The 21,230-nt window shown below is 39.0% G+C and carries 22 protein-coding genes; 12 read left to right on the top strand and 10 right to left on the bottom strand.

The annotated features are described in order from the left end of the window. Positions 1–53 precede the first annotated feature (53 nt). Positions 54–743 (top strand): amino acid ABC transporter substrate-binding protein, encoded by a 690-nt coding sequence (locus GQR53_RS00495; protein WP_240917420.1) that lies wholly within the window; start codon positions 54–56, stop codon positions 741–743. A 185-nt stretch (positions 744–928) separates the two neighbouring features. Next, positions 929–1,522, top strand: a complete 594-nt coding sequence (locus GQR53_RS00490) for a thymidine kinase (protein ID WP_007582344.1) — start codon at positions 929–931, stop codon at positions 1,520–1,522. Here the strand turns inward: GQR53_RS00490 and ltaE are convergent. Together ltaE and rlmF are read right to left on the bottom strand one after the other, a co-directional pair. After that, entirely contained in the window at positions 1,496–2,500 is a 1,005-nt protein-coding gene (gene ltaE / locus GQR53_RS00485; RefSeq protein ID WP_024605687.1) for a low-specificity L-threonine aldolase, read from the bottom strand. The genes GQR53_RS00490 and ltaE overlap by 27 nt on opposite strands. A 40-nt stretch (positions 2,501–2,540) precedes the next feature. Beyond that, the gene (gene rlmF, locus GQR53_RS00480; RefSeq protein WP_024605688.1) at positions 2,541–3,473 is read right to left on the bottom strand and encodes a 23S rRNA (adenine(1618)-N(6))-methyltransferase RlmF; all 933 of its coding nucleotides are present in this window, start codon (positions 3,471–3,473) and stop codon (positions 2,541–2,543) included. A gap of 128 nt (positions 3,474–3,601) precedes the next feature. Here rlmF and GQR53_RS00475 point away from each other — a divergent pair, with 128 nt between their 5' ends. Beyond that, positions 3,602–4,510 carry an alpha/beta hydrolase gene (locus tag GQR53_RS00475; protein ID WP_024605689.1) on the top strand — a complete coding sequence of 303 codons (909 nt, stop codon included), beginning with the start codon at positions 3,602–3,604 and terminating at the stop codon, positions 4,508–4,510. Here the strand turns inward: GQR53_RS00475 and GQR53_RS00470 are convergent. The 3 genes from GQR53_RS00470 to GQR53_RS00460 all read right to left on the bottom strand — a co-directional run bounded on the left by GQR53_RS00470 (position 4,507) and on the right by GQR53_RS00460 (position 9,254). Continuing rightward, positions 4,507–5,940 (bottom strand): sulfotransferase, encoded by a 1,434-nt coding sequence (locus GQR53_RS00470; RefSeq protein ID WP_024605690.1) that lies wholly within the window; start codon positions 5,938–5,940, stop codon positions 4,507–4,509. The genes GQR53_RS00475 and GQR53_RS00470 overlap by 4 nt on opposite strands. A 250-nt stretch (positions 5,941–6,190) precedes the next feature. Continuing rightward, a complete protein-coding gene (locus GQR53_RS00465) occupies positions 6,191–8,773 on the bottom strand; it encodes a TonB-dependent receptor (RefSeq protein WP_024605691.1) in 2,583 nt (860 codons plus the stop codon). Between the two features lie 310 nt (positions 8,774–9,083). Next, positions 9,084–9,254, bottom strand: a complete 171-nt coding sequence (locus GQR53_RS00460) for an oxidoreductase-like domain-containing protein (RefSeq protein WP_010553991.1) — start codon at positions 9,252–9,254, stop codon at positions 9,084–9,086. Positions 9,255–9,366: 112 nt separating this feature from the next. Between GQR53_RS00460 and GQR53_RS00455 the strand changes: the two genes are divergently transcribed. Continuing rightward, positions 9,367–9,789 carry a hypothetical protein gene (locus GQR53_RS00455; RefSeq protein WP_007582356.1) on the top strand — a complete coding sequence of 141 codons (423 nt, stop codon included), beginning with the start codon at positions 9,367–9,369 and terminating at the stop codon, positions 9,787–9,789. Positions 9,790–9,876: 87 nt separating this feature from the next. Continuing rightward, on the top strand, positions 9,877–11,241 hold the full coding sequence (locus GQR53_RS00450; protein ID WP_024605692.1) for a leucyl aminopeptidase family protein: 1,365 nt from the start codon (positions 9,877–9,879) through the stop codon (positions 11,239–11,241). A gap of 38 nt (positions 11,242–11,279) precedes the next feature. Here the strand turns inward: GQR53_RS00450 and GQR53_RS00445 are convergent, their stop codons facing one another. Together GQR53_RS00445 and GQR53_RS00440 are read right to left on the bottom strand one after the other, a co-directional pair. Next, positions 11,280–11,666 carry a VOC family protein gene (locus tag GQR53_RS00445; protein ID WP_024605693.1) on the bottom strand — a complete coding sequence of 129 codons (387 nt, stop codon included), beginning with the start codon at positions 11,664–11,666 and terminating at the stop codon, positions 11,280–11,282. Between the two features lie 70 nt (positions 11,667–11,736). Beyond that, positions 11,737–12,816, bottom strand: a complete 1,080-nt coding sequence (locus GQR53_RS00440) for a ketoacyl-ACP synthase III (RefSeq protein WP_101216126.1) — start codon at positions 12,814–12,816, stop codon at positions 11,737–11,739. Positions 12,817–12,969: 153 nt separating this feature from the next. Here GQR53_RS00440 and GQR53_RS00435 point away from each other — a divergent pair, with 153 nt between their 5' ends. The 6 genes from GQR53_RS00435 to GQR53_RS00410 all read left to right on the top strand — a co-directional run bounded on the left by GQR53_RS00435 (position 12,970) and on the right by GQR53_RS00410 (position 17,333). Next, complete coding sequence (locus GQR53_RS00435) at positions 12,970–14,277, top strand: amidohydrolase family protein (protein WP_165742559.1); 1,308 nt, start codon at positions 12,970–12,972, stop codon at positions 14,275–14,277. 8 nt (positions 14,278–14,285) lie between these two features. Continuing rightward, a complete protein-coding gene (locus GQR53_RS00430; RefSeq protein ID WP_024595765.1) occupies positions 14,286–14,690 on the top strand; it encodes a DUF4440 domain-containing protein in 405 nt (134 codons plus the stop codon). 61 nt (positions 14,691–14,751) lie between these two features. Then, positions 14,752–15,993 (top strand): sensor histidine kinase, encoded by a 1,242-nt coding sequence (locus tag GQR53_RS00425; RefSeq protein ID WP_206013065.1) that lies wholly within the window; start codon positions 14,752–14,754, stop codon positions 15,991–15,993. Further along, positions 15,990–16,517 (top strand): response regulator, encoded by a 528-nt coding sequence (locus GQR53_RS00420; RefSeq protein ID WP_165742557.1) that lies wholly within the window; start codon positions 15,990–15,992, stop codon positions 16,515–16,517. The genes GQR53_RS00425 and GQR53_RS00420 overlap by 4 nt, the downstream gene beginning before the upstream one ends. A 27-nt stretch (positions 16,518–16,544) precedes the next feature. Continuing rightward, positions 16,545–16,967, top strand: coding sequence for a DCC1-like thiol-disulfide oxidoreductase family protein (locus GQR53_RS00415; protein ID WP_165742556.1), 423 nt, complete (start codon positions 16,545–16,547; stop codon positions 16,965–16,967). Positions 16,968–17,054: 87 nt separating this feature from the next. Then, positions 17,055–17,333, top strand: coding sequence for a peptidylprolyl isomerase (locus GQR53_RS00410; RefSeq protein WP_004588770.1), 279 nt, complete (start codon positions 17,055–17,057; stop codon positions 17,331–17,333). A 67-nt stretch (positions 17,334–17,400) separates the two neighbouring features. Here GQR53_RS00410 and GQR53_RS00405 read toward each other — a convergent pair whose 3' ends face one another. Then, positions 17,401–17,745 carry a TonB family protein gene (locus GQR53_RS00405; protein ID WP_165742555.1) on the bottom strand — a complete coding sequence of 115 codons (345 nt, stop codon included), beginning with the start codon at positions 17,743–17,745 and terminating at the stop codon, positions 17,401–17,403. Positions 17,746–17,852: 107 nt separating this feature from the next. Further along, the gene (locus GQR53_RS00400; RefSeq protein WP_165742554.1) at positions 17,853–18,584 is read right to left on the bottom strand and encodes a MauE/DoxX family redox-associated membrane protein; all 732 of its coding nucleotides are present in this window, start codon (positions 18,582–18,584) and stop codon (positions 17,853–17,855) included. 1,045 nt (positions 18,585–19,629) lie between these two features. Here GQR53_RS00400 and GQR53_RS00390 point away from each other — a divergent pair. Continuing rightward, positions 19,630–20,487: an immunity 49 family protein gene (locus GQR53_RS00390; RefSeq protein ID WP_165742553.1), complete on the top strand. Its 858-nt coding sequence runs from the start codon at positions 19,630–19,632 to the stop codon at positions 20,485–20,487. A 56-nt stretch (positions 20,488–20,543) separates the two neighbouring features. Here the strand turns inward: GQR53_RS00390 and GQR53_RS00385 are convergent, their stop codons facing one another. Next, positions 20,544–21,203 (bottom strand): DsbA family oxidoreductase, encoded by a 660-nt coding sequence (locus GQR53_RS00385; protein WP_165742552.1) that lies wholly within the window; start codon positions 21,201–21,203, stop codon positions 20,544–20,546. Positions 21,204–21,230 lie beyond the last annotated feature (27 nt).

Genomic DNA, 21,230 nt, shown 5'->3' with positions numbered 1-21,230 from the left:
CCAGTCTGCTTAACTCAACCTATAATTTAAATAATCAACTAATAAAAATTATTATGCGTATTAATAGCTTAGTGTACTTTTTTATTGCCAGTTTAATGTTTACCGCTACTGCGTTTAGCAAGCCGCAAAGTCTCGTGTTTTGTTACGAAGACAAAAATATAGCTCCTATGTTTTTAGGTGATGGCCAAAATATACCAACAGATAAACCTGGTGCATCAATCGAAATACTTCAAAAACTTGATTTAGCATTGCCCAATGTAGCAATATCATTTGTTAGAAAGCCATGGCGTAGATGCTTAAACGATTTAGAATTTAATCGAGTTAATGCTGTTATTGCAAGTTACCGCAAAGGGCGAGAAAACGTTGCTGTTTACCCTGTTGATGAGCAAGGTAAGTTACAAGATGACTACGCAGTAAGTGAATTTGGCAGCTGCCTTATAGGGCGTTATAAATTTCATAAGGAATGGGAGACTCGCGAAGTATTTCAAAATAAAGCATTTACGATAGCTATTCCTAATGGCTATGGACTAAATAGCGCGTTGAAAGAAGAACCATTTTTTATTCATAATACGTTCTCTAAAAGCAAAGCTTTTGAGTTGCTAGATAAGGGCGTGGTGCAGGCAAGTGTCGATCTATGCCAAGTAGATGGCTTAAAAGTGTCGAGTTACCCTTATAAAAGTAAAAATGTTAAACCTATCTACCCACCGTACGAAACCAGCCATGGTTACCTTATTTTTTCCTAAATTCTACGAAGAAAATAGCACTCTAAGCTTGCAAATGTGGCAATGGTTATCAAAATTTGAAAGTGCACCTGTGTATATTAAATACTTACAACCACCTAAATAACCTCATTAAATTCGCGTTTGTAAATTGGTATTAATTTAATATTAAGGTAGCATAAGCGCACTTTTTATAAAATGGCACCGCAATGGCTCAATTATACTTTTACTACTCTGCAATGAACGCAGGTAAATCAACCACGTTATTACAATCTGCATTTAACTATAAAGAACGTGGCATGGAACCTGTCATCCTTACTGCGGCCATTGATGATAGACAAGGCGTGGGTAAAGTATCGTCTCGTATTGGCTTGCAAGCTGATGCGCATGTATTTGATGCTAGCAAAGATGTTTTTGATCTTATTCAATCACTCAACAATGATAAAAAACGCCATTGTGTATTAGTTGACGAGTGTCAATTTTTATCAAAAGAACAAGTAATGCAATTAACCGATGTGGTTGATGAACTTGGTATACCGGTATTGTGTTATGGCCTGCGTAATGACTTTAGAGGCGAGCTATTTATAGGGTCGCAATACTTACTTGCGTGGGCTGATAAGTTAGTTGAGCTTAAAACTGTATGCCACTGCGGGCGTAAAGCTAACCATGTACTTCGTACCGATGAAAATGGTGAAGCAATTGCCGATGGTAACCAAGTAGAAATTGGCGGCAATGACCGATATGTTTCGGTATGCCGCAAACATTATAAAGCCGCGTTAAATATGGGCCGACAAAGCATTTAAAAATGTATCAATATCTTCGCGCGTAATATCTAAATGCGTTACTAGCCTAAGCTGCTTGCTTGGGCTAAATAATATACCTTGTTGTTTAAGTGCCTCAGCAACCTCTTCAATGTTTATACTGTTAGTGTATGTTGCGTAAACCATATTAGTGGTGTTACTCATATCGACAGTAAAGCCACTGATTTCACTTAATTGTTGAGCCAAATAACGTGCATTTGCATGATCGTCTTTTAAGCGCTCTACATTGTGCTCAAGTGCAAACTGCCCAGCGGCTGCAAGCATTCCGGCTTGACGCAAACCGCCACCAAGTACTTTTCTCCATCGTCTTGCTTTATTAATAAGTGCTGGTGAGCCTAATAATAAAGAGCCTACGGGCGCTCCCAAGCCTTTAGATAAACAAATAGAAACTGAATCAAAGTGTTTTGTAATTTCAGTGATATCAACATTTAGCTCAACTGCGGCATTAAATGCACGTGCGCCGTCTAAGTGCAGCGCTAAATTATGTGTGTTAACAAAGTCACGAGCTTGGGCTAAGTACTCAAGAGGCAGCACCTTTCCGCCAATGGTATTTTCTAAACTAAGCAATCGCGTTTTTGCAAAATGGCAATCGTCTGGTTTTATAGCCGCCGATATTTTACTAAAAGGTATACTGCCATCAGCATCGTTTTCGATAGGCTGTGGTTGCACAGACCCTAAAACAGCTGCACCGCCGCCCTCAAACTTATAGTTATGCGCATTTTGGCCACAAATGTATTCGTCACCTCGCTCACAATGCGCCATTATTGCAAGTAAGTTGGCTTGTGTACCTGAGCTACAATAAAGTGCGGCTTCAAAGTTAAAACGCTTACACGCATAAGCTTCTAGTTGGTTAACGCTTTCATCATCACCATATACATCATCACCAACCGGTGCGCTGCACATAATATCGCGCATTTCTTTTGTTGGTTTTGTAACTGTATCAGAGCGAAAATCTATCATGATTGCCTTATCCTTTTTATTGTTTTTAATAAAATTGGTATTAATCAAGCTCGCTACAAATTTGCTCGCGGGTTTCTTTATCAAAGTAGCTCCATGCAATAAAGCGGCTAATTTTTTGACCTTGTGCCATATCAACTATTTTATATTGTGCTATCGGGTGGGCTTTTAATACTTTTTCAAGGGCTGCAATATTATCTTTTTTGGATACTAACGACGTAAACCACAGTACTTGCTCTGCAAAGTCTTCGCTTTCTTTAATCATATTAGAGATAAACTGTACTTCACCGCCTTCGCACCATAATTCATTATTATGGCCACCAAAGTTAAGCGCGTTACTTGGTGTTTTGCCTAAGTTTTTCCATTTACGTTCACTACCTTTAGTCGCTTCTTCTTCACTGGCATGAAACGGAGGATTACAAAGTGTTAAATGGAATAAATCTTTTTGATTTATAACGCCTTTAAAAATATGTGATGCGTTTTTTTGTTGTTTTAGGGTTATTTTTAAACCATTAAACTGAGCAATTTGCTTTGCTATTTTTACTGAGGTTGCATCAATATCAGTCCCTGTAAAATGCCACTTATATTCACTTGTACCAGTAAGCGGGTAAACTAAATTAGCGCCAGTACCAATATCAAGTACTTTAATTTGCTTACCTAAAGGTATTTGTTGTTGATTATCATCACTTAATAAGTCGGCTAAGTAATGAATGTAGTCAACACGCCCAGGTATAGGTGGACATAAGTTGTGCTCGGGAATATCCCAAAAATCAATATTATAATGTGCTTTTAAAAGAGCTTGATTTAGTGTTTTAACGGCTTTGTTATCACTAAAATCAATACTTTTAGTACCTGCAGGTGTGGTTATAACAAAGGGCAGTAGAGCAGGGTGCTCTGTTGTTAATAAATCGAAGTCGTACCCATTTTTATGTAGGTTACGAGGGTGTAATTTTGAACGTGCTTTATTTTCTTTCATGGCTTCATTTTAACAACAGATATGATGTGGTGATTGTAACAAATGCTGATGAGTAAAGTGCAGACATTTCCTTTGGTATATTTAATATTGCTGGTAGGATGAGTTGAAAATAATAAAAAGGAATAACTGTGGCAATTTCTCAGCAATCAATAATAGTTGATTTAGACTCTCAGCAAACTCTTCATTTACGCCGTATTAGCGATGAAGATCAGCAAGGGCCCATCGTATTTTTTATGCATGGAGCAATAGAAAACGGTAAAATTTTTTACACCCATTCTAATAAAGGGCTTGCCCCTTTTTTGGCTGAGCATGGGTATAGATGTTATGTGGCTGATTTACGTGGACGAGGTGATAGTAAGCCAATTATTTCGAGCGAGTCCGAATATGGACAAACTGAGTCTATCCTAGAAGACATTCCTGCCTTTATTAAGCAAATAGAGTTGATTGAAGGCAAGAAGCCTGACTACTGGGTCGCTCACTCTTGGGGCGGGGTATTGATGAACAGCGCGTTTGCACGTTTTCCAGAATATATTAATGATGTAAAAGCGTGTGTGTATTTTGGCTCTAAGCGTTCTTTATTTAATAATCATCCTCAAAAATTATTACAAGCCAATTTAATTTGGTATTTTATGGCACCTTTACTTGCTAAAAAACACGGCTATTTAAATGCTAAAGGTTATAAGTGGGGAAGCGATAACGAAACTCAAAAGTCGCATTATCAAAGTATGCAATGGGCTAAAAAGAAGCCATGGATAGATTCTGATGATAATTTTGATTATGCAAAAGCGCTAAACAACCTGCATTTACCGCCAACGCTTCATATTGCTGCGGTAAAAGATAAAGCATTAGCGCAACCAATCGATATTCAAAAATTTATGGACGAATCGGGGCTAGGCATTCAACAAATGCAAATTTACGGTCGTAAACACGGGCATAATTTTGATTACGATCATATTAATATGCTTACCCACCCAAGTGCGCGTGATGATCAATTTAAAGATTTACTTAATTGGTTTAAAGCACATCCGATTAATTAATTCTCATCAAGTAACTTTAAAAGAGGTGTTTTGTAACGCTCCCACTTAGCGATTGCGGCGTTATTAATAGGTTGGCGAATAGCATGTTTACTCAAGGTCGTTACCGGTGTTTTTTGTTTATAAAATGCTAAGCAGCGCTCTTCAAAACTACAGTTTAAAAAACCAAGTAACTGCGTTAGCTGCTCTTTTGGGTTACTCACTAAATCTTCGTAACTGACATCATAAATTGGCATCTCTTTAAAAGAGTGCCAATGGCTCATCAATTTTTCATACAACTTATGATAAAGCTTAAACTCAGGTAGTGAGCAAAAGTAAGGCTCGTTTTCAGCAAAGTAATTAGTGAAGATAGAAAATGCGGTGGCATTAAAATCACGACTTAAATTTATAAATTTAGCATTTGGAAATAGAATATATATAAGTCCGAGCGACTGATAATTACTCGGCAGTTTATTTATTATAAAAGGTCTGATGGGCGATGCTGTTTTTAATGTTGTAATATACAGCTCGCGGACTTTTTTGATTAAATCCGGCGTTAAATATGCTAAACATTGCGGGTAAGTCACTCCCGTTTTTTGTTCGATAAAAGCAACTGCGTTATTACTAATACTCGTGCTCTCTCCTAGGCTCGAAAACTGACTATGGCTTGCCAGCATTTGCTCCACAAGGGTAGAACCACTACGAGGCATGCCAATAATAAATACAGGCGTGATATTACCCGTAAACTTTTTATCGGCAGAGGCTATAAACTCCTCGGTGTTGTATTTTATTATTTCATCGTAAAAAGGGGTTAAATCTTTAGTGTTAAATTCACTTAATTTTTTTTGTAATTTATTCGCCAATATAAAATAATTAAATGCTTGCTCGGTATCCTCAAGTGCATCGTAACTGTTTGCTAATGCGTAGTAACACACCATTTTTAAACGTAAATTACTCGTTTGAGTTAATAAGTGGTGCAAATTACTTACATAATTATGCTCATTATCAAAGCGACCTAACTGCACAAGTTCAAATAAAATATAAGCTGTTACAGGGTATACCCCAATACTGAGTGCATGAGCAAAGGTTGTATGAGCTTTATCTAACTCGCCATGTGTTAAATAGTGCTGTGCTAAGTAATAATGAGGCTCTGGGTTATGACTTGCTAATTTTTTTGCGTATTCAAGCACCGTTAGTGCATCGTTTGGCGAATGAACACCGTTAAATGCATCAGCAAGGGCATGTAATGGTTCAAGCATATGAGGCAAGCGCTCACAGGCTTTTTGGAGTAGGTATACAGCAGCGTCGTAACGTTCTAGTCGTAAGGCAATTCTGCCTAAGCCAAATAAAGCCTCACCATTTTCAGGGTTACTATTTAATAGCGTTTTAAAATGAAACTCAGCTTCTTTGAGTTTATTTTGTTGCAGTAGTTGGTTGGCTTTTTCAAGTAGCATAGTTATACCAATTTTATTAAAAAAATAATCATTCTATCGCATTAAATAGCGTACTCACTGCGTTAAAAATTATTCATATAGAGCAACTATATATCATAGTTTTCGCCTTGTTATTACGCTATTTTCTGAGCGCTATAATAGAACACTTATTCAATGCAATTGGTATTGTTCATTATTATTTTTATTAACTATAAAATTAAAAAGGCGAAATGTCTTTAACATTTCGCCTTTGGTTCTTCATGAAAATAGTTTAAAAAGTATATGTTGCTTTAGCGTAGTAAAAGCCACCGTTAATACCAAACGGAGATGTTTCGTAGAACTGACCACCCCAGTTGTTATTAGGGATGCCCGTTGCATCTGCAAAATCAAGTTTTTCAGCATCTTGGTCGAATAAGTTTTGAGCACCTACTGAGAAGCTAACTGATTCATTTAAGAAGTAAGTTACTTCAGCATCAATAGTGACTGCAGCATCTGCTGTTTTAGCTGTTGCATCATAATCAACGTGAACACCTTGGTATTCGCCGTAGTAGTTTGCACGAGCAAATGCAGAAACTGATTCCCATTGTTGAGACAATGTGAACGTTGCACGATGATTAGGTAAATCTTCTTCTAAACGCTTAACTTTAAACGCACCTGTAATTTCACTAAATTTAGTTACTTCAGTATCATTCCAGTTATATGCAAGGCTAAATGTAGAGCTACCGCCCATTAATTCAGCTGTATAGTTTGCAACTAAATCGATACCTTGTGTTGTTGTGTCAAAGTCGTTTGTAAAAAAGCTTACCTGAGCAAGACCTTGTACATTAGGTACTCCTGCTGCTGCAAGGGTATCTTTGTCTGCTTGGCTTAAGTTGATTTTATCTGATTGGCTAATACGGTCATCTACTTGGATGTTGTAGTAATCAAGCGTTAAAAATAATTCGCCAATTGTGTATACAGCACCAAGCGTATAACTTTGTGATTCTTCCGGCTCAAGCTCTGTACCACCTAATTGCACTGCAATTGGGTTTGTTGGTGGAAGAAGCGCTGAATCTTGTAATACACCGCCATCTAAACTTGTTTGTACATTACTTACGTTAGCTTGACCAACCGTTGGTGCACGGAAACCACTGCTTACAGAGCCACGAATATTTAAATCTTCAGTTAAATGGTATTGAGCCATTACTTTGTAGTTAGTGGTAGTGCCAAAGCTGTCGTAGTCTTCAAATCGAAGTGCTACGCCCATTAAGAAGTCTTCAGTAAACGGTGCTTCAACATCAACATATGCTGCATAGTTACGGCGAGAAAATTCACCTGCTTGTGATGGTTTAAAACCAGGAAAGCCGTTAGAGCCAATACCAAAACCTTGTGCTGTTAAAGGGCCTGCAGTGTAAGATTCTTCATCACCAGAGACGATAGTGAATGTTTCTTCATGCCATTCAAAACCACCGGCAATGTTTACATCATATGCTAAACCAAAGTCGACACCCTTTGATAAATCAAAGTTAAAGTTTTTCTCTAGCTGTTCGTATTTACCTGGGCTAAAGTCACGTGGCGTATCTGCACCTAAAGAGGCATTAACCGTGTCGTAAATAAAGTAACGTGATTCATTTAAACCTACAGTGCCGCTTAAGTCATAGTAAGTATCTTTTAAGAAGCCACCAGTGAATCGACCTTTAGTACCAATAGTTAAAGAAGTATCAGTAATGTTACCGCCAAAGTTAGGTGTAAAACCACCTAGAAGCATCTCATTAAAGGCAAAACAATCTGGGTTGTTTGCTACACCATTTATGTAAGCAGGATCATCTAGTACATTGCCGTCTGTTATTGTGATAGTTGGACAGTTAGCGCTCATATCAGGTGTTGTGTCGGCAACAAGTAATGTTTCGCCACCATCATTTGAGTAAACACCAGAACGTGTTTGCGGGTTACGGTAATAAAAACCGCCACGTACATCACGTTCAGAGTAGTTACCAAACATGTAAAATTCAGAGTCGTTTGTTAGCTCTAAACCCACATTACCAAAAATAGTAATATCGTCATCTACTTCTGGTGCGCCCCATACTTGTGCAAGAGAAGATACATCAGGCACACCTGCAGCTGAAAGTGCTGCGGCATCGGCACGTTGAACTGAACGACTTGTTGCATCAGCTGTTTTATATTGAAAGCTTAAATTAGCAAAACCATTGTCGGTAAACGGTAAACCTACGTTACCCGACACTTGTGTTGTATCGCCATCACCTTCATAAAATTGACCATGGCGGATTTCTAATTTACCACCTTCTGAAGCGTCTTTTAGTTGGAAATTCATTACACCGGCGATTGCATCAGAACCATACTGCGCAGCCGCGCCATCGCGAAGTACTTCTACTTGTTTAATCGCAATGCTTGGAATAACTGAAATATCTGCGCCTTGCGCGCCATCGTTAATACCACCGCCTAAAAATGCGATTACAGAAGCACGGTGACGACGTTTGCCGTTTAAAAGAACCAATGTGCTGTCTGACGGTAAACCACGTAAGTTAGCTGGACGAACAAGAGAAGCCGCATCACTGATAGGGTTTTGGTGTACGTTAAACGATGGTACTGCACCTTTTAAAAGTTCAAGCATGTCAGTGTTACCTGACTTTTCAAGCTCTTCGCCGCCAATAATGTCGATTGGAACCGGTGAGTCACCTATTGAACGAGGAGCTGAACGCGTACCTACTACGGCAATTTTCTCTACGTTTTTATTTACTTTAGTTTGCTGTTGCTCGTCTGCTGCAATAGCAGAACCCGAAAAAAACAACCCTGCAGTGGTTGTAGCTAAAGCAAATTTGATTGCTTGGTTTAGCGCATTATTTTTTAATTTCATTCTAATTTTCCCCAGTTAGAATAATTCTTATTTTTGATGCTAATTTCACATCATTTATTTTTTACTTAATTTTTTGTTTCACATAAGTTTGAGGGTTTAGCTCAAAAGCCTAATCAATTAAGCTTACTTTTTGTGAAGTCCTATTTACAGACTATAGGTAAAAAACTGGAAGGGCAATTACTAATTAACCATTTGATAACAAAAAGATTCAATTTAAGAAAAAATGCAACAATGGTGCAAAGTAAAGCTAAAATGAACTAAATAAGTGAAAATAGGGTTGTTGAGAGGAAAATTAATGCGTTATCAGTATTTAAATGTTATTTATTTGTTTCTTTTTGGTGGGGTTTTCAATGTTTTGTGCGCATCGCCAAGTTGCTAATTTTTCTTTATATTCATCCCACACGCAGGGGCAGCAACTGCCACCACCACAACATTCATCAGATTTTGGTTTTTCAGGTTTTTGCGGTAGTTGGTTTGTCATATTCAGTGTTGTTGTATGTATTTAATACTAATTTGGTGCAAAGGATAAGTTAAAGGATGTTGTAAGTAAATTATTCTTTGTGAACCCGTGCTGCTGTGTGAAAATAAAAGTTATGCGATTATATAAAGTTATTCACCGTGCACCTTGGCGGGTAGTTAAAATTAGTAAAAAACGCCAACAGCTGCGTTTTCGCCGTGCTATGGTGGCGCTTAAAATTGCACTTGCGCAAGAAAAACAAGAAACCAAAGAAATGCTCTCTATTTATAGGCGCTACACTCAAGGCCAAACAAGTAAAGAGGAGTTAAAGCGCGCAAATGAGCAATTTGTTGATATTTTAAAAGGGTTAGGGCTTGGTGTGTTTGCAGTATTACCTTTTGCCCCGCTTACAATTCCTTTAGTTGTTAAATTAGGGAGTTTAGTGGGAGTTGATGTACTGCCAAGTTCGTTTAATATGAACAAATCAATTAAAGAACTTGATGCTAAAATAGATCAAGAAAATCAAAAGCAAGAATCCAAAAATAGCTTAAAAAAGTAGCTAAAATCCCTTCAAATTAGCGATACCTTTTAGGTGCGCTTATTGATATGCTCTTAAGTACCATTTTTATATTATATGAGCTTTTTAATGAGTGCATTACTACGTCATACATCTTCTGGTATTCCTTTATCTTTTATTCTTAAAAACGAATTATCTGACTGGCAAGCACAGCAGCCTGCATTTATACAAAATTGGTTAACTAATACAGGTTTTGAAAAGCAAGGTGTTGCTTTAATTCCTGATGCTAAAACGGGCGAGTTAAGCCAGGTATTTTGTTTAATGCAAAGTAGCGATGATTTTTGGGCTGCGGGTAATTTAGCAAATACACTTCCTACTGGTACTTATCAAATTCAAGGCGAGAGCGCTTTTGTAGAGCAAGTTGCTTTAGGGTTTGTGCTTGGTGGTTACGAATTTAGTGAATATAAAGAAAAACCAACAGCAAAAGCGCAATTAGCCATTAGCGATAAAGCGTTGTTTGAGCGTATTAGCCAACAAGCTGATGCTATTACACTTGCACGTGATTTAGTTAATACGCCAGCGGTAGATATGATGCCGCAACATTTATCGCAAGTAATGGAAGATTTAGCTGCAACTTACAATGGCGAATTTTCACAGTGGATTGGCGATGAGTTACTAGAGCAAAACTACCCGACTATTCACATGGTGGGTCGTGCAAGCGAAAATAAACCGCGTTTACTTGATTTAAAATGGGGCGCAACAGATGCTCCATTAATTACACTAGTAGGTAAGGGCGTATGTTTTGACTCAGGTGGACTTGATTTAAAGCCAAGCTCTGGCATGCGTAACATGAAAAAAGACATGGGCGGCGCGGCGCACGTAATTGCACTAGCACAGCTTATTATGGCAGCTAACTTACCAATTAGATTACGAGTGCTTGTACCTGCTGTTGAAAATGCAGTATCGCGCAATGCATTTCGCCCGGGCGATGTTGTTAAAACACGCAAAGGCATTATGGTCGAAATTGATAATACAGACGCAGAAGGGCGCTTAGTATTGTGTGATGCATTAAGCGAAGCACAAAACGATAATCCTGAGCTAATTATTGATTTTGCTACCCTCACGGGTGCATGTCGTGTTGCACTGGGCACGGAGCTTCCGGGCTTTTTCTCAACAGAGCGCGATGTAGCAAACGGTATTATTGATGCAGGTTTAAGTGTACATGATCCTGTTTGGCAACTTCCGTTGTTTGAGCAATACAAAAACTTACTAAAAAGTGATGTAGCCGATATGGCAAACTGTGCAAGTACACCGTTTGGTGGTGCTATTACTGCAGCGCTTTACTTAAAAGAATTTGTTGAGCCAACAACACCGTGGGTACACTTTGATGTAATGGCGTGGAACTTACGTGCATTACCAGGTCGTCCAACGGGTGGTGAAGCATTAGGTATTCGTGCAGTGTTTAACTACTTACAAAATCGTTTTAATAAGTAAGTTTTTGATTCAATAGTAAGAACTTGAGCTTATGAGTTTTAAACCTCATAAAGCTCAAGTGGCAAGTTATCTGGATCGGCAAAAAAGGTAAACTTTTTGCCGGTTATTTCATCCACTCTAATATCCTCAACGTTTACATCGCACGACTCTAAATACGTTTTTGCAATCTGTACATCCGCTACCTTAAAAGCTAAATGTCTTAAGCCTTGTGCTTCGGGATAGCTTGGTCTTGCGGGCGATCCATCAAACGAAAATAGCTCTATTTGGCTACCATCGGGCATGGCTAAATCTAACTTATATGAATTACGATCAGCTCTAAAGTGCTCATTAATAACGTCAAGTTTAAGTACATTGCTATAAAAGTGTTTAGAACGTACATAGTCACTACAAATAATCGCAGCGTGATGAATACCTAAAAGTTTCAAGTTTAATTCCTTAAAAAGCAAAAACGCACTTAAATAAGTGCGTTTTAAATGTGGCTTATTACATGTTGTGTTAGCTTTGCTCGGCTTCTTTACATGCTTTAACAGCCGGTGCTACAAGCTCTAAACCAGTTTTATCACATGGCGGTAAAGCGGCATCACTTACACTAATAGGCGTTACACGTTCGCCCCATTTTATGTAACTTGCAGCCCACGTAAGACCTGCACCAAATGCAGCAGACATAATATTTGAATGCGGTTTAATTAACCCTTGCTCAACCGCTTCACATAACGCAATAGCAATCGTAGCAGCAGAGGTATTACCATACTCACCAATGTTAACCATTACTTTTTCGTCAGGTACTTTTAAGCGATGCTGAATAGCCTGAATAATACGTAAGTTAGCTTGGTGTGGAACGAGTACATTAATGTCGTCAAGGCTCAAATCAGCTTGCTTAAGTACGTCGTCGCAGGCTTCACTCATACCTTTTACAGCACGTTTAAATATTTCACGACCTTCAAATAATAAATCAGAAGGGCCAATTGGCTCATACTTATTTAAATCGCTACCAAAGTTGGTGATGTGTAAAATATCGCGGTCTTCGCTGTCACAACCGGTTTTGGTACCAAGTAAACCAGCAGGCGTATCGGCAGCTTCAAGTATTACTGCACCTGCGCCATCGCCAAATAAAACAGCGCTATCGCGACGTGCCCAGTTTACGTACCAGGTCATACGCTCAGCGGCAATGACCACGGCTTTTTTGATCATACCCGCTTGAATTTGTGCTGTAGCAGCTTGCAATGCATATAAAAAGCCCGAACATGCCGCGTTTGTATCCATTGCGGCAGCGCCGGTTGCACCAATATTTTTTTGCACTTGTGAGGCGGTATTTGCCACAACAGTAGAAGGTGTACAAGTGGCTAATATCACTAAATCAATATCTTTAGGATCAACGCCCGCGCACGCAATAGCATGCTTAGCAGCAACGGTTGCCAGCTCGGCGGTACTTACATGGCTCACTCGGCGAGATTTAATGCCTGTACGCGTGGTTATCCACTCGTCGGTGGTATCAACTATTTCACTAATTTCATCGTTGCTAATGCTTGCTGGTGGAATGCATTTACCCCAACCAGTGATATGTGCGTAAGGCATAGTATGTTCTCTTAAGGTGGTCTGACATGTATTTCTAATGGGTGAGTTATACCAAAAAACGGCTTTCAAGACTAGTTTATAGCATGCTTTGTGTCGTAAATATTCGCAATTACAGGTTATTTAAGGTAATGCTAGTATAAAAAAGGAGCAAGTATGAAAACAACACTAATAACAACATTCACTTCAATAGCGCTGGCATTAATTGCAAATGGGGCTTTTGCCCAACAGCATAAAATTATTTATGCGGGCAGCTTACTTGCATCTGAGGATCAAAAAGCAAAAACAGAGCAAACGTTAGTCATAACAGATAATACAATAACAGCCATTAAAAACGGCTACCTCACAAAAGCAGAACTTAACCTATCTGATGCCGATATTATCAATCTTAAAAATCAATTTGTAATGCCTGGTCTTATTGATATGCATGTTCACGTTACGTTTGAGCGAGATGCTAAAGCAAACCCTCACCGCTGGGCAACAGAATATGATGCCGATTATGCTTTGCGCTCAATTAAATATTTGCAACGTACGCTCGATGCGGGTTTTACATCAGTGCGAGATTTAGGTAGCGATCATAAAGTTATATTTCCGCTAAAACGCGCTATCGAGAGAAATGATATTAACGGCCCTCGTATTTTTGCAGCGGGTAATACAATATCGCCTACCGGTGGACACGCTGATATGCACGGTTATCGAAAAGATATTACAGATGCGGTTACAGGTGGGATTGGTATTTGTAATGGCGCGGATGATTGTAGCCGTGCGGTACGCGAGGTAATAAAAAGTGGCGCTGATGTAATTAAAATTACTGCCACAGGCGGAGTATTGAGTAATACCGCCGCAGGGGTTAACCAACAACTTACAGATGCAGAGCTGATTGCAATTGTTGCTACTGCCCACCACTTAGGGCGTAAAGTTACAGCCCATGCACACGGTACACAAGGTATAAAAGCGGCCTTAAAAGCCGGTGTAGATTCTATTGAGCATGGCTCTTATTTAGATAAAGAGGCAATAAAGTTATTTAAAAAAACGGGGGCTTATTTAGTACCGACGCTTTTAGCGGGGGCAACGGTAAGTGAAGAGGTGCTTACAAACCCAAATATGCCACCGGCAATAGCCGACAAAGTGCGTGAAGTGACTCCGAAAATGCAGGCTTCGTTTAAACTTGCACTGAAAAACAAGGTTAATATAGCTTTTGGAACAGACTCTGGGGTATCGCGTCATGGGCTTAATGCTAACGAATTTAGTTTAATGGTAAACAATGGAATGAGCGAAGCCCAAGCGATTAAATCAGCAACCATACATGCAGCTAAACTGCTGGGGCAAAGCGCACTCATTGGCGACTTGAGTGTTGGTAAACAAGCAGATATTATCAGTGTGAATGGCTCACCGCTTAAAAATATTGACGTACTTAAAAACGTGCAATTTGTTATGAAAGCTGGGCAAGTTTATAGACAATAGGGAAGGTTATGAGCAGCAAAATAAAAGTGTCGTTGTTTAATCATTTGATTGACGCTGAGCGCCAGTTACTAGACCCAGAAGTTCGCCAATCTGAGCGCGCATTAGATGCTTTACTCGATGATGAATTTATCGAAATTGCTGCCAATGGCACTACATTTAATAAATACCAAGTACTTACCCGCTTACCTACCGAGGTTGTGCCACAGTTTTATAATCAGCATTTTAAGGGCCGAATGCTGAGCGATGATGTAGTGCAACTTAGTTACCAAGCTGCTTTTAGGCGCTCTGCTCGCGCTGAGTTTAATTATTCATTGCGTATGTCGCTTTGGCGTAAAAGTAATGAACAATGGAAAATGGTGTTTCACCAAGGAACGCCTTGTGCGCCGTTTTCAATTTCGATGGATGATGATTAAAAATCATATAACCGTTAAAATAACCTTATTAAACATTTGATTGGGCAATAACCTGTTGTTAATGCGTACCGACCCCACCATTAGTCGATTATTAATGCTGCGAAGCGGCGCTATTGCCGTGCAATTAATTGCGGTACTTAGCGTTTATTTTTTACTAGAACATCAAATTGCATTACTGCCTTTACTTATTGTTATTGCCGTTGAGGCTGTGTTTCAGCTTATTAGCCTATTTGCTTATCGAAATGTAAGCCGTGCTAAACCTTTGGGTATGTTGATGCAGCTAACTGCAGACGTATTATTTTTAACGGTTTTGCTCTCACTAAGCGGCGGTGCAACTAATGCATTTGTTTCGTTATTATTGCTCCCAATAATGATCGCTGCTGTTACGCTGCGAGAAAAAGGATTAGCTTATATTGCGGTATTAGCCATTGCCGCATACAGTTTGCTACTTATAAAGATGCCCGATCACAGTATGCATCAAATGAATATGAGTAGTCATTTTATTGGCATGTGGGTTAATTTTGTTTTAAGTGCTAGCGTAATTGCACTTGTTATTGGCGCAATGAGCAGGGCACTTAAAGAGCGAGAGCGAATTATTGCAAACGTGCGTGAAAAACAATTGCGTAATGAACAGCTTGTTACCCTTGATGGGGCCGCTGCACAAATCACCCATCAACTAGCGACCCCAATTGCAAATTTACAGCTATTGTTTGAAGAGTTATTAGAAGAGCAACCAAACAACCCAATTGTTAAGCACATGCAAGCGCCGCTTACTCAGTGTAGTACGCAACTTAACGACTTTAGAAAACTCTCAGAGCAATTACGCCTTAAAAATTCGCAAGAGCATACCACCGTAAAGCAACTGCAAACGCAAATTACAGATACGCTTTTACTGCAATACCCTGATCAGCACATTAAATGGATAACGCCACCTATTGCGGCAACGCTATTGAGTGATGCGATGTTATTGCCTGCTATTTTAAATTTATTGCAAAATGCCGCGCTCGCTAATCAAAAACAAGGCCAAACTCAATTAGAGCTGAGTTGGCAGCAAGATAACTTACATAGTGAATGCGTTTACTTGTTAATTCGCGATTTTGGCCGTGGCTTTTCATCATCGCAATTAGCAGAGCTGGGTGGTCAACTTATGCCAAGCGATCAAGGAATGGGGCTTGCTGTGCTTTTATCAAACGTTACTTTTGAGCGTTTAAATGGCTCACTTACCTTGTTTAACCATGCAGATGGCGGCGCTGTCGCCAAAGTTAAACTCGCAATTGTAAACACTGAGAATAACGCCTCATGAAGTTACTTATAATTGAAGACGACATTAATTTAGCCAGCACACTGGCAAGGCGTTTAACTAAACAGGGCTTTACCTGTGAGGTGGCGCATAATCAAAGTGATGCGTTACTTACCGCGCGTAAACTATTGCCCGACTTTGTTTTATTAGACATGAAACTAGGTGACGACAACGGACTTGCACTCATAAAACCGCTGCGTAGTTTGCTCCCCCAAACTCATATTGTTTTACTAACTGGGTTTGCAAGTATAGCAACCGCAGTAGAGGCAATGCGGTTAGGTGCAAACGATTACCTTACTAAGCCGGTTGATATGGCAACATTATTAAAAGCGCTTAACACCGAGCCTGTGGCATTGGCATCGAATGTTATTGATGATGCGGTTATGTCGCCGGAGCGCTTAGAGTGGGAGCATATTCAACAAGTACTGCACAGCAATAATGGCAATGTGTCGGTTACCGCGCGGCAACTTAATATGCATAGGCGTACTTTGCAGCGCAAGTTACAAAAAAAACCGGTGCAGCAGTAATTTAGTACTTAATTTAAGGGAGGTGTTATGAGCGATGATGCAGCTATATTAATGCAAAATCAAAAAGTTATTTTATTTGATGCGCAATGTAAGCTGTGCAGCGCGTGGTGTAATTTTATTATTGCTCACGATAAAAATACTATTTTTAAATTATGCAGCGTGCAATCTCTAAAAGGGGAATTGCTGTTAACGCATTTTGGTTTTTCAACAACTGAATATGCCTCAATGGTGCTTGTTGAAAATGGTAAAGCATTTACACAAAGCCATGCTTTTTTTAATGTTGTTAAGCAGCTAGGTTACCCATACAAACTAGCAAACGTATTTAGTATTTTGCCAAATAGGTTTAATAATTGGTTATACGATAGGGTTGCTTTAAATAGGTATTCGTTATTTGGCAAATATCAGTATTGCAGAATACCCAACCCAGAGGACGCAAAACATTATTTATAATTGGCTAAGTTAACTTAGCTATAAGTAGATGCTAGGTTTAGGTGGCTGTGCTAAAATCGCCGCGTTTTAAATTATCAGGGCTTTGAAATGGCAAGTACAGCGCACGCACTCCACATATTGGTTAAACACAAAGAAATAGCAGAAGACATTATTAAGCAATTAGGTAAAGGTGCCAAGTTTCAAACCTTAGCTAAAAAATACTCGTCGTGCCCATCAGGTAAAAAAGGCGGTGACTTAGGTGAGTTTAGACGCGGGCAAATGGTTCCACAGTTTGACAAAATAGCCTTTAATGGCGCAATTTTAGAGCCACATTTAGTTAAAACCAAATTTGGCTGGCATGTAATTAAAGTGCTTTATCGTACTTAATAAGCTCGCTGACAAATACTAAAAAGGCTGCACACTGCAGCCTTTAAGATATAATCTTACCCGATTATTAATTATCCAAATTAAACTCAATTGTCATTTCTAAGTTTTTATCAGGTACAGCAACACCATTAACAACTTTAGGTGAGTATTGCCATTTAGATAGGGCACGTTTGGCTTCGCTATTAAACACTTGATCAGGTTTAGCGTTAATAACTTTAATATTATTTGGGCGCCCATAACTATCTACATCAAAAGACATGGTAACAAAACCTTCTGTTTTGTTACGCACCTCTGCAACAGGGTATTTAGGGGGAACTGTTGATTTTACTGTTGCGGTAGGACTGTCTTGAAGTGGAGTTGTAGTACAGCCAGTAATGATTAGAGCGGCAATGATAGACAGTAAGTATTTCATTTTAATTCCTTTTATTATTTAGTTAGTAGCCTTTTTTTACACTAAATGACCAGTCATGTAAAATAACCTGGTTAGTTATCAAGCTCATTGTTTAACCTGAGTTAAGGTTATTTAATAAACATCCAGATACCCGCAGCAATCATAAACAGGTTTTCGGTTAGAGAGACAAACCCCAGCGGTACATTACTATCTCCGCCAACACAGGCACATTTAAGCTCTCGTTTGTCTATGTAAACAGCCTTAATCACCGACACGGCGCCAACACCCCCAATAAATAAAGAAATTGGTGCAACAATATAAGCTGAAAGCCCTGCAATCATGCCAATACTTACAAATGCTTCTAAAAATGGATACACATAAGCATATCTCACTACTTTCATCGCAAATAAATCATAGGTTATAAAAGAATTACTAAAGCTGTATAAGTCGCGTAATTTTTGAATAGCCAGTACGCCCATTGTTAACGCGATAAACAGCATAATTGTATGCATAGAAAAAAGTGCAAAGCCAGTTGAGTAGCTAAATGCAAAGGCAAGCAATAAGGTAACAGCAAAAATAGCCGTTACGGGAGTGTAAGTAGTACCTTGTTGACCAGGTTCCGATTTATTAAAGTAAGCGCGCAGGTCGTCATACCCGCCAATGCGTTCGTTATCGATAAATGTTTGTGGTGTGGTATCAACATTGTGCTTTTGTTGAAATGCATCGGTTTCTTCGCGCGAAGTCAGCGGCTTATCATCTACCTTATAGCCCTTTCGCTTAAGTAAATCTTTTGATTTGAGTCCAAACGGACATATATGTTCATCGGTTGCCATTCTATATAATGTTGCTGACTTAGCCATGTGTACTCCTTACTTTAAATAGTTAATTTATTTGTGCAGACAGTACAAATGTAGGTTTCAACATTGTTGGTCGCTTTGAAAAAAGGGTCTAAATAAATGTAATTTTTACCTATCATTCGCACAAAATTATCTCACAGAGCATGTAATAATTTTCTTTGCTAATAATGCACTTATAATGCCAGTGTAAAAATCTATTCGTGTAATGTTAATTGTGGCAAAGGAACAAATAGTAGATATGTTCCTATATTAGAAATTAACCATAAGCAATATCAACTACCTATTATTATGAAAAATACAGTCACGTTAATAAAATCTAAAGGTGTAGGGATAGGAGCTATCGCTATATTAGCAGGGCTCGTTTTAGCGTTAGGGGAGCTTACTAGTCTATTCACTCATTTACCAACATACGAAGGTGGCTTTAGCAAAGTAGCAGGGGAGATGATACTGCCATTTAGCTGCTTAGCCAGTTTGTATATAGTTTATAAATATTTTCGATTGGCTAGGGTTATTAAAATAAACTTAATAACAGAGCAGGTAACAATAAATAATAAATCCCTCATAGGCTTTTTAGAAATATCGATTAAGACTTTCGAAAATACGCATCGCTGCGCGTTAATAATTAAAAATACTGAGGAGGAAATACTCAAGTCAGGGGCGCTCTATTACTGCGCTAGTAAGGATTGCTTAATCAACTACAGCGGCGAATATTTGCATATTACAGTTGAGAACCAATAGGGCTAAAATGTGCAGTCTTATTTAGTTTTAAACTTGTCTTGTCCTGAAATGTGTAAACAGATTTCAGGACAAGACACTTTGAAAGAGATTGGTGACTATTTTCAATTGCACTATTCTCGTGTAAGTAAAATAGTGTCAAAAAGAAAGACCTGACCACCCTATTTACACAAGCCTTGGGCAACACTTTGCAAGCATTTGATAGTTATTCTGGTAACATTGAATTTCGTAAAGTGCAACAGAAGTTTCAAACTGGCAGTAGTTTAAAACCAACGTTTGACGTGACAAATTACACCATTGGAAGTATCAAGTTATGAGCCATTTAAAGTACCACAATGACCATTATAAATTAGTGAATTTGCAAAATGCTTTTCAAATTCATTTAGAACGCTATGAGGACAAATGGTTTCGTTACTTGGAGAAGGAACCATCATTTTACAAGGCACCTCAAGCACGGTTAAGTTCAGATGCAATGAGTTGTATACGTGTTAGCTTTACTGCACAAAAAGCAGAAAAAGGGCTTGAGGGCGTGCCTATTATGCGCTTTGGCCTAGATTTATTGCATGCGCATTATAATTTAGTGTCAAACCCCGGGCAGCGCCATATTTTTACTTTAAAAGATCACGTATTTCGCTTAGAAGGTCGTGCTGAACATCGCTTAATCATGGTTGATGATTGGTTACTGCAATTAAGTTTAGCCCTGTGTTTAAGAGATGCTGATGCGACTGAGCTAATCTGTCGATGCGAAGAAAGTTGGCTTGAGTACCCTGACGCCCTTGACTTCGCACTCCTAAATTTTGTGCGAAATATATTTGTACAAGACGCAGACCAAACAGTGTTATTACGCGAGGTAATGGAAAAATCAGGCCCTGAGCATGTTGATGAATTTAGAGCGCCTTATGTGAACATGCTTTTCTTGCCTTATTTGGATGTGTGGGTAGCGCTTTTATCAAACGATGAAGCTCATTATAAACGGGCAATCTACAAGGCTATTGAATTACATTATACATTCTACAATGACCCACCTGAGGGCGCAGTTACGTGGACAGGCGATGTAGCTCTGCTAATAAGCGCAGTGGCTAGCCTTGCCTATGATAAACATGGTTGGCAAGTGCCCGACACCCCTTACCTGCCAAAGTGGCTAATTTATAAAGAGTTTGAAAATGCTTAAATTAGCATTGTTTGGCTACGAGGCTGCATATTGCAGCCTTTAATTTTGCTAGCTAACTAAGCGTCTTGCTTAGCCTCTTCTTCACTAATTTGTTTTAGTGCCTGAATAAACGAGTCGCTTGGTTGTCCGCCACTGATTGCATATTTATCGTTGATAATAAATGTAGGGACTGAGGTAATACCGAGTTGCTTAAAGCGGTCTTGCTCTTGTCGTACTGTTTGAACGTATTTATCTGAGTGTAAAATACTGCGGGCCTGTTCTTTATCAAGGCCAACACTTTCTACTACATCAAGCAGTGCCTCTTCTTGATTTAAGTATTTTAAATCGGTGAAGTGTGCTTCAAACATGGCAAGCTTTAATTCGGTTTGCTTATCTTCTTCACGCGCCCAAGTAAGTAGGCGGTGTAAATCAAAGCTGTTGATCATGATGCGCTCACCATCAAAATTAAAGGTAAACCCGGCACGCTGACCTGCTTCGAACATGTTTTTACGATTTTCATCGCCTTGCTCTTCGCTTAGGTTGTACTTTTGCATTAAGTGTTCGTTTAAGTCTTGACCTTCAATTGGCATATCTGGGTTTAGTTCAAAAGGATGCCACGTAATATCTGCGCTCATTTCGTCTTTGAGTTGCTCTAGTGCAGTTTCTAGATTTTTATAACCCACTACACACCAAGGGCACATTACGTCTGAAACGATATCAATTTTAAAGTTTTTCATATTTATCCTTTTGAGGATTGCTTTGGT

The organism is Pseudoalteromonas sp. Z9A6, assembly GCF_011378805.1.
GTDB classification, from domain to species: Bacteria; Pseudomonadota; Gammaproteobacteria; order Enterobacterales; family Alteromonadaceae; genus Pseudoalteromonas; species Pseudoalteromonas distincta.
Note: the sequence above shows the minus strand (reverse complement) of the source record. Positions and strands in the feature narration are given on the sequence as shown.

Excerpts from the sequence above, each read along its gene's own strand:
- GQR53_RS00495 (WP_240917420.1), top strand. The coding sequence starts at position 54 with ATGCGTATTAATAGCTTAGTGTACTTTTTTATTGCCAGTTTAATGTTT.
- GQR53_RS00490 (WP_007582344.1), top strand. The coding sequence starts at position 929 with ATGGCTCAATTATACTTTTACTACTCTGCAATGAACGCAGGTAAATCA.
- ltaE (WP_024605687.1), bottom strand. The coding sequence starts at position 2,500 with ATGATAGATTTTCGCTCTGATACAGTTACAAAACCAACAAAAGAAATG.
- rlmF (WP_024605688.1), bottom strand. The coding sequence starts at position 3,473 with ATGAAAGAAAATAAAGCACGTTCAAAATTACACCCTCGTAACCTACAT.
- GQR53_RS00470 (WP_024605690.1), bottom strand. The coding sequence starts at position 5,940 with ATGCTACTTGAAAAAGCCAACCAACTACTGCAACAAAATAAACTCAAA.
- GQR53_RS00465 (WP_024605691.1), bottom strand. The coding sequence starts at position 8,773 with ATGAAATTAAAAAATAATGCGCTAAACCAAGCAATCAAATTTGCTTTA.
- GQR53_RS00460 (WP_010553991.1), bottom strand. The coding sequence starts at position 9,254 with ATGACAAACCAACTACCGCAAAAACCTGAAAAACCAAAATCTGATGAA.
- GQR53_RS00455 (WP_007582356.1), top strand. The coding sequence starts at position 9,367 with ATGCGATTATATAAAGTTATTCACCGTGCACCTTGGCGGGTAGTTAAA.
- GQR53_RS00450 (WP_024605692.1), top strand. The coding sequence starts at position 9,877 with ATGAGTGCATTACTACGTCATACATCTTCTGGTATTCCTTTATCTTTT.
- GQR53_RS00440 (WP_101216126.1), bottom strand. The coding sequence starts at position 12,816 with ATGCCTTACGCACATATCACTGGTTGGGGTAAATGCATTCCACCAGCA.
- GQR53_RS00435 (WP_165742559.1), top strand. The coding sequence starts at position 12,970 with ATGAAAACAACACTAATAACAACATTCACTTCAATAGCGCTGGCATTA.
- GQR53_RS00430 (WP_024595765.1), top strand. The coding sequence starts at position 14,286 with ATGAGCAGCAAAATAAAAGTGTCGTTGTTTAATCATTTGATTGACGCT.
- GQR53_RS00425 (WP_206013065.1), top strand. The coding sequence starts at position 14,752 with ATGCGTACCGACCCCACCATTAGTCGATTATTAATGCTGCGAAGCGGC.
- GQR53_RS00420 (WP_165742557.1), top strand. The coding sequence starts at position 15,990 with ATGAAGTTACTTATAATTGAAGACGACATTAATTTAGCCAGCACACTG.
- GQR53_RS00415 (WP_165742556.1), top strand. The coding sequence starts at position 16,545 with ATGAGCGATGATGCAGCTATATTAATGCAAAATCAAAAAGTTATTTTA.
- GQR53_RS00410 (WP_004588770.1), top strand. The coding sequence starts at position 17,055 with ATGGCAAGTACAGCGCACGCACTCCACATATTGGTTAAACACAAAGAA.
- GQR53_RS00405 (WP_165742555.1), bottom strand. The coding sequence starts at position 17,745 with ATGAAATACTTACTGTCTATCATTGCCGCTCTAATCATTACTGGCTGT.
- GQR53_RS00400 (WP_165742554.1), bottom strand. The coding sequence starts at position 18,584 with ATGGCTAAGTCAGCAACATTATATAGAATGGCAACCGATGAACATATA.
- GQR53_RS00390 (WP_165742553.1), top strand. The coding sequence starts at position 19,630 with ATGAGCCATTTAAAGTACCACAATGACCATTATAAATTAGTGAATTTG.
- GQR53_RS00385 (WP_165742552.1), bottom strand. The coding sequence starts at position 21,203 with ATGAAAAACTTTAAAATTGATATCGTTTCAGACGTAATGTGCCCTTGG.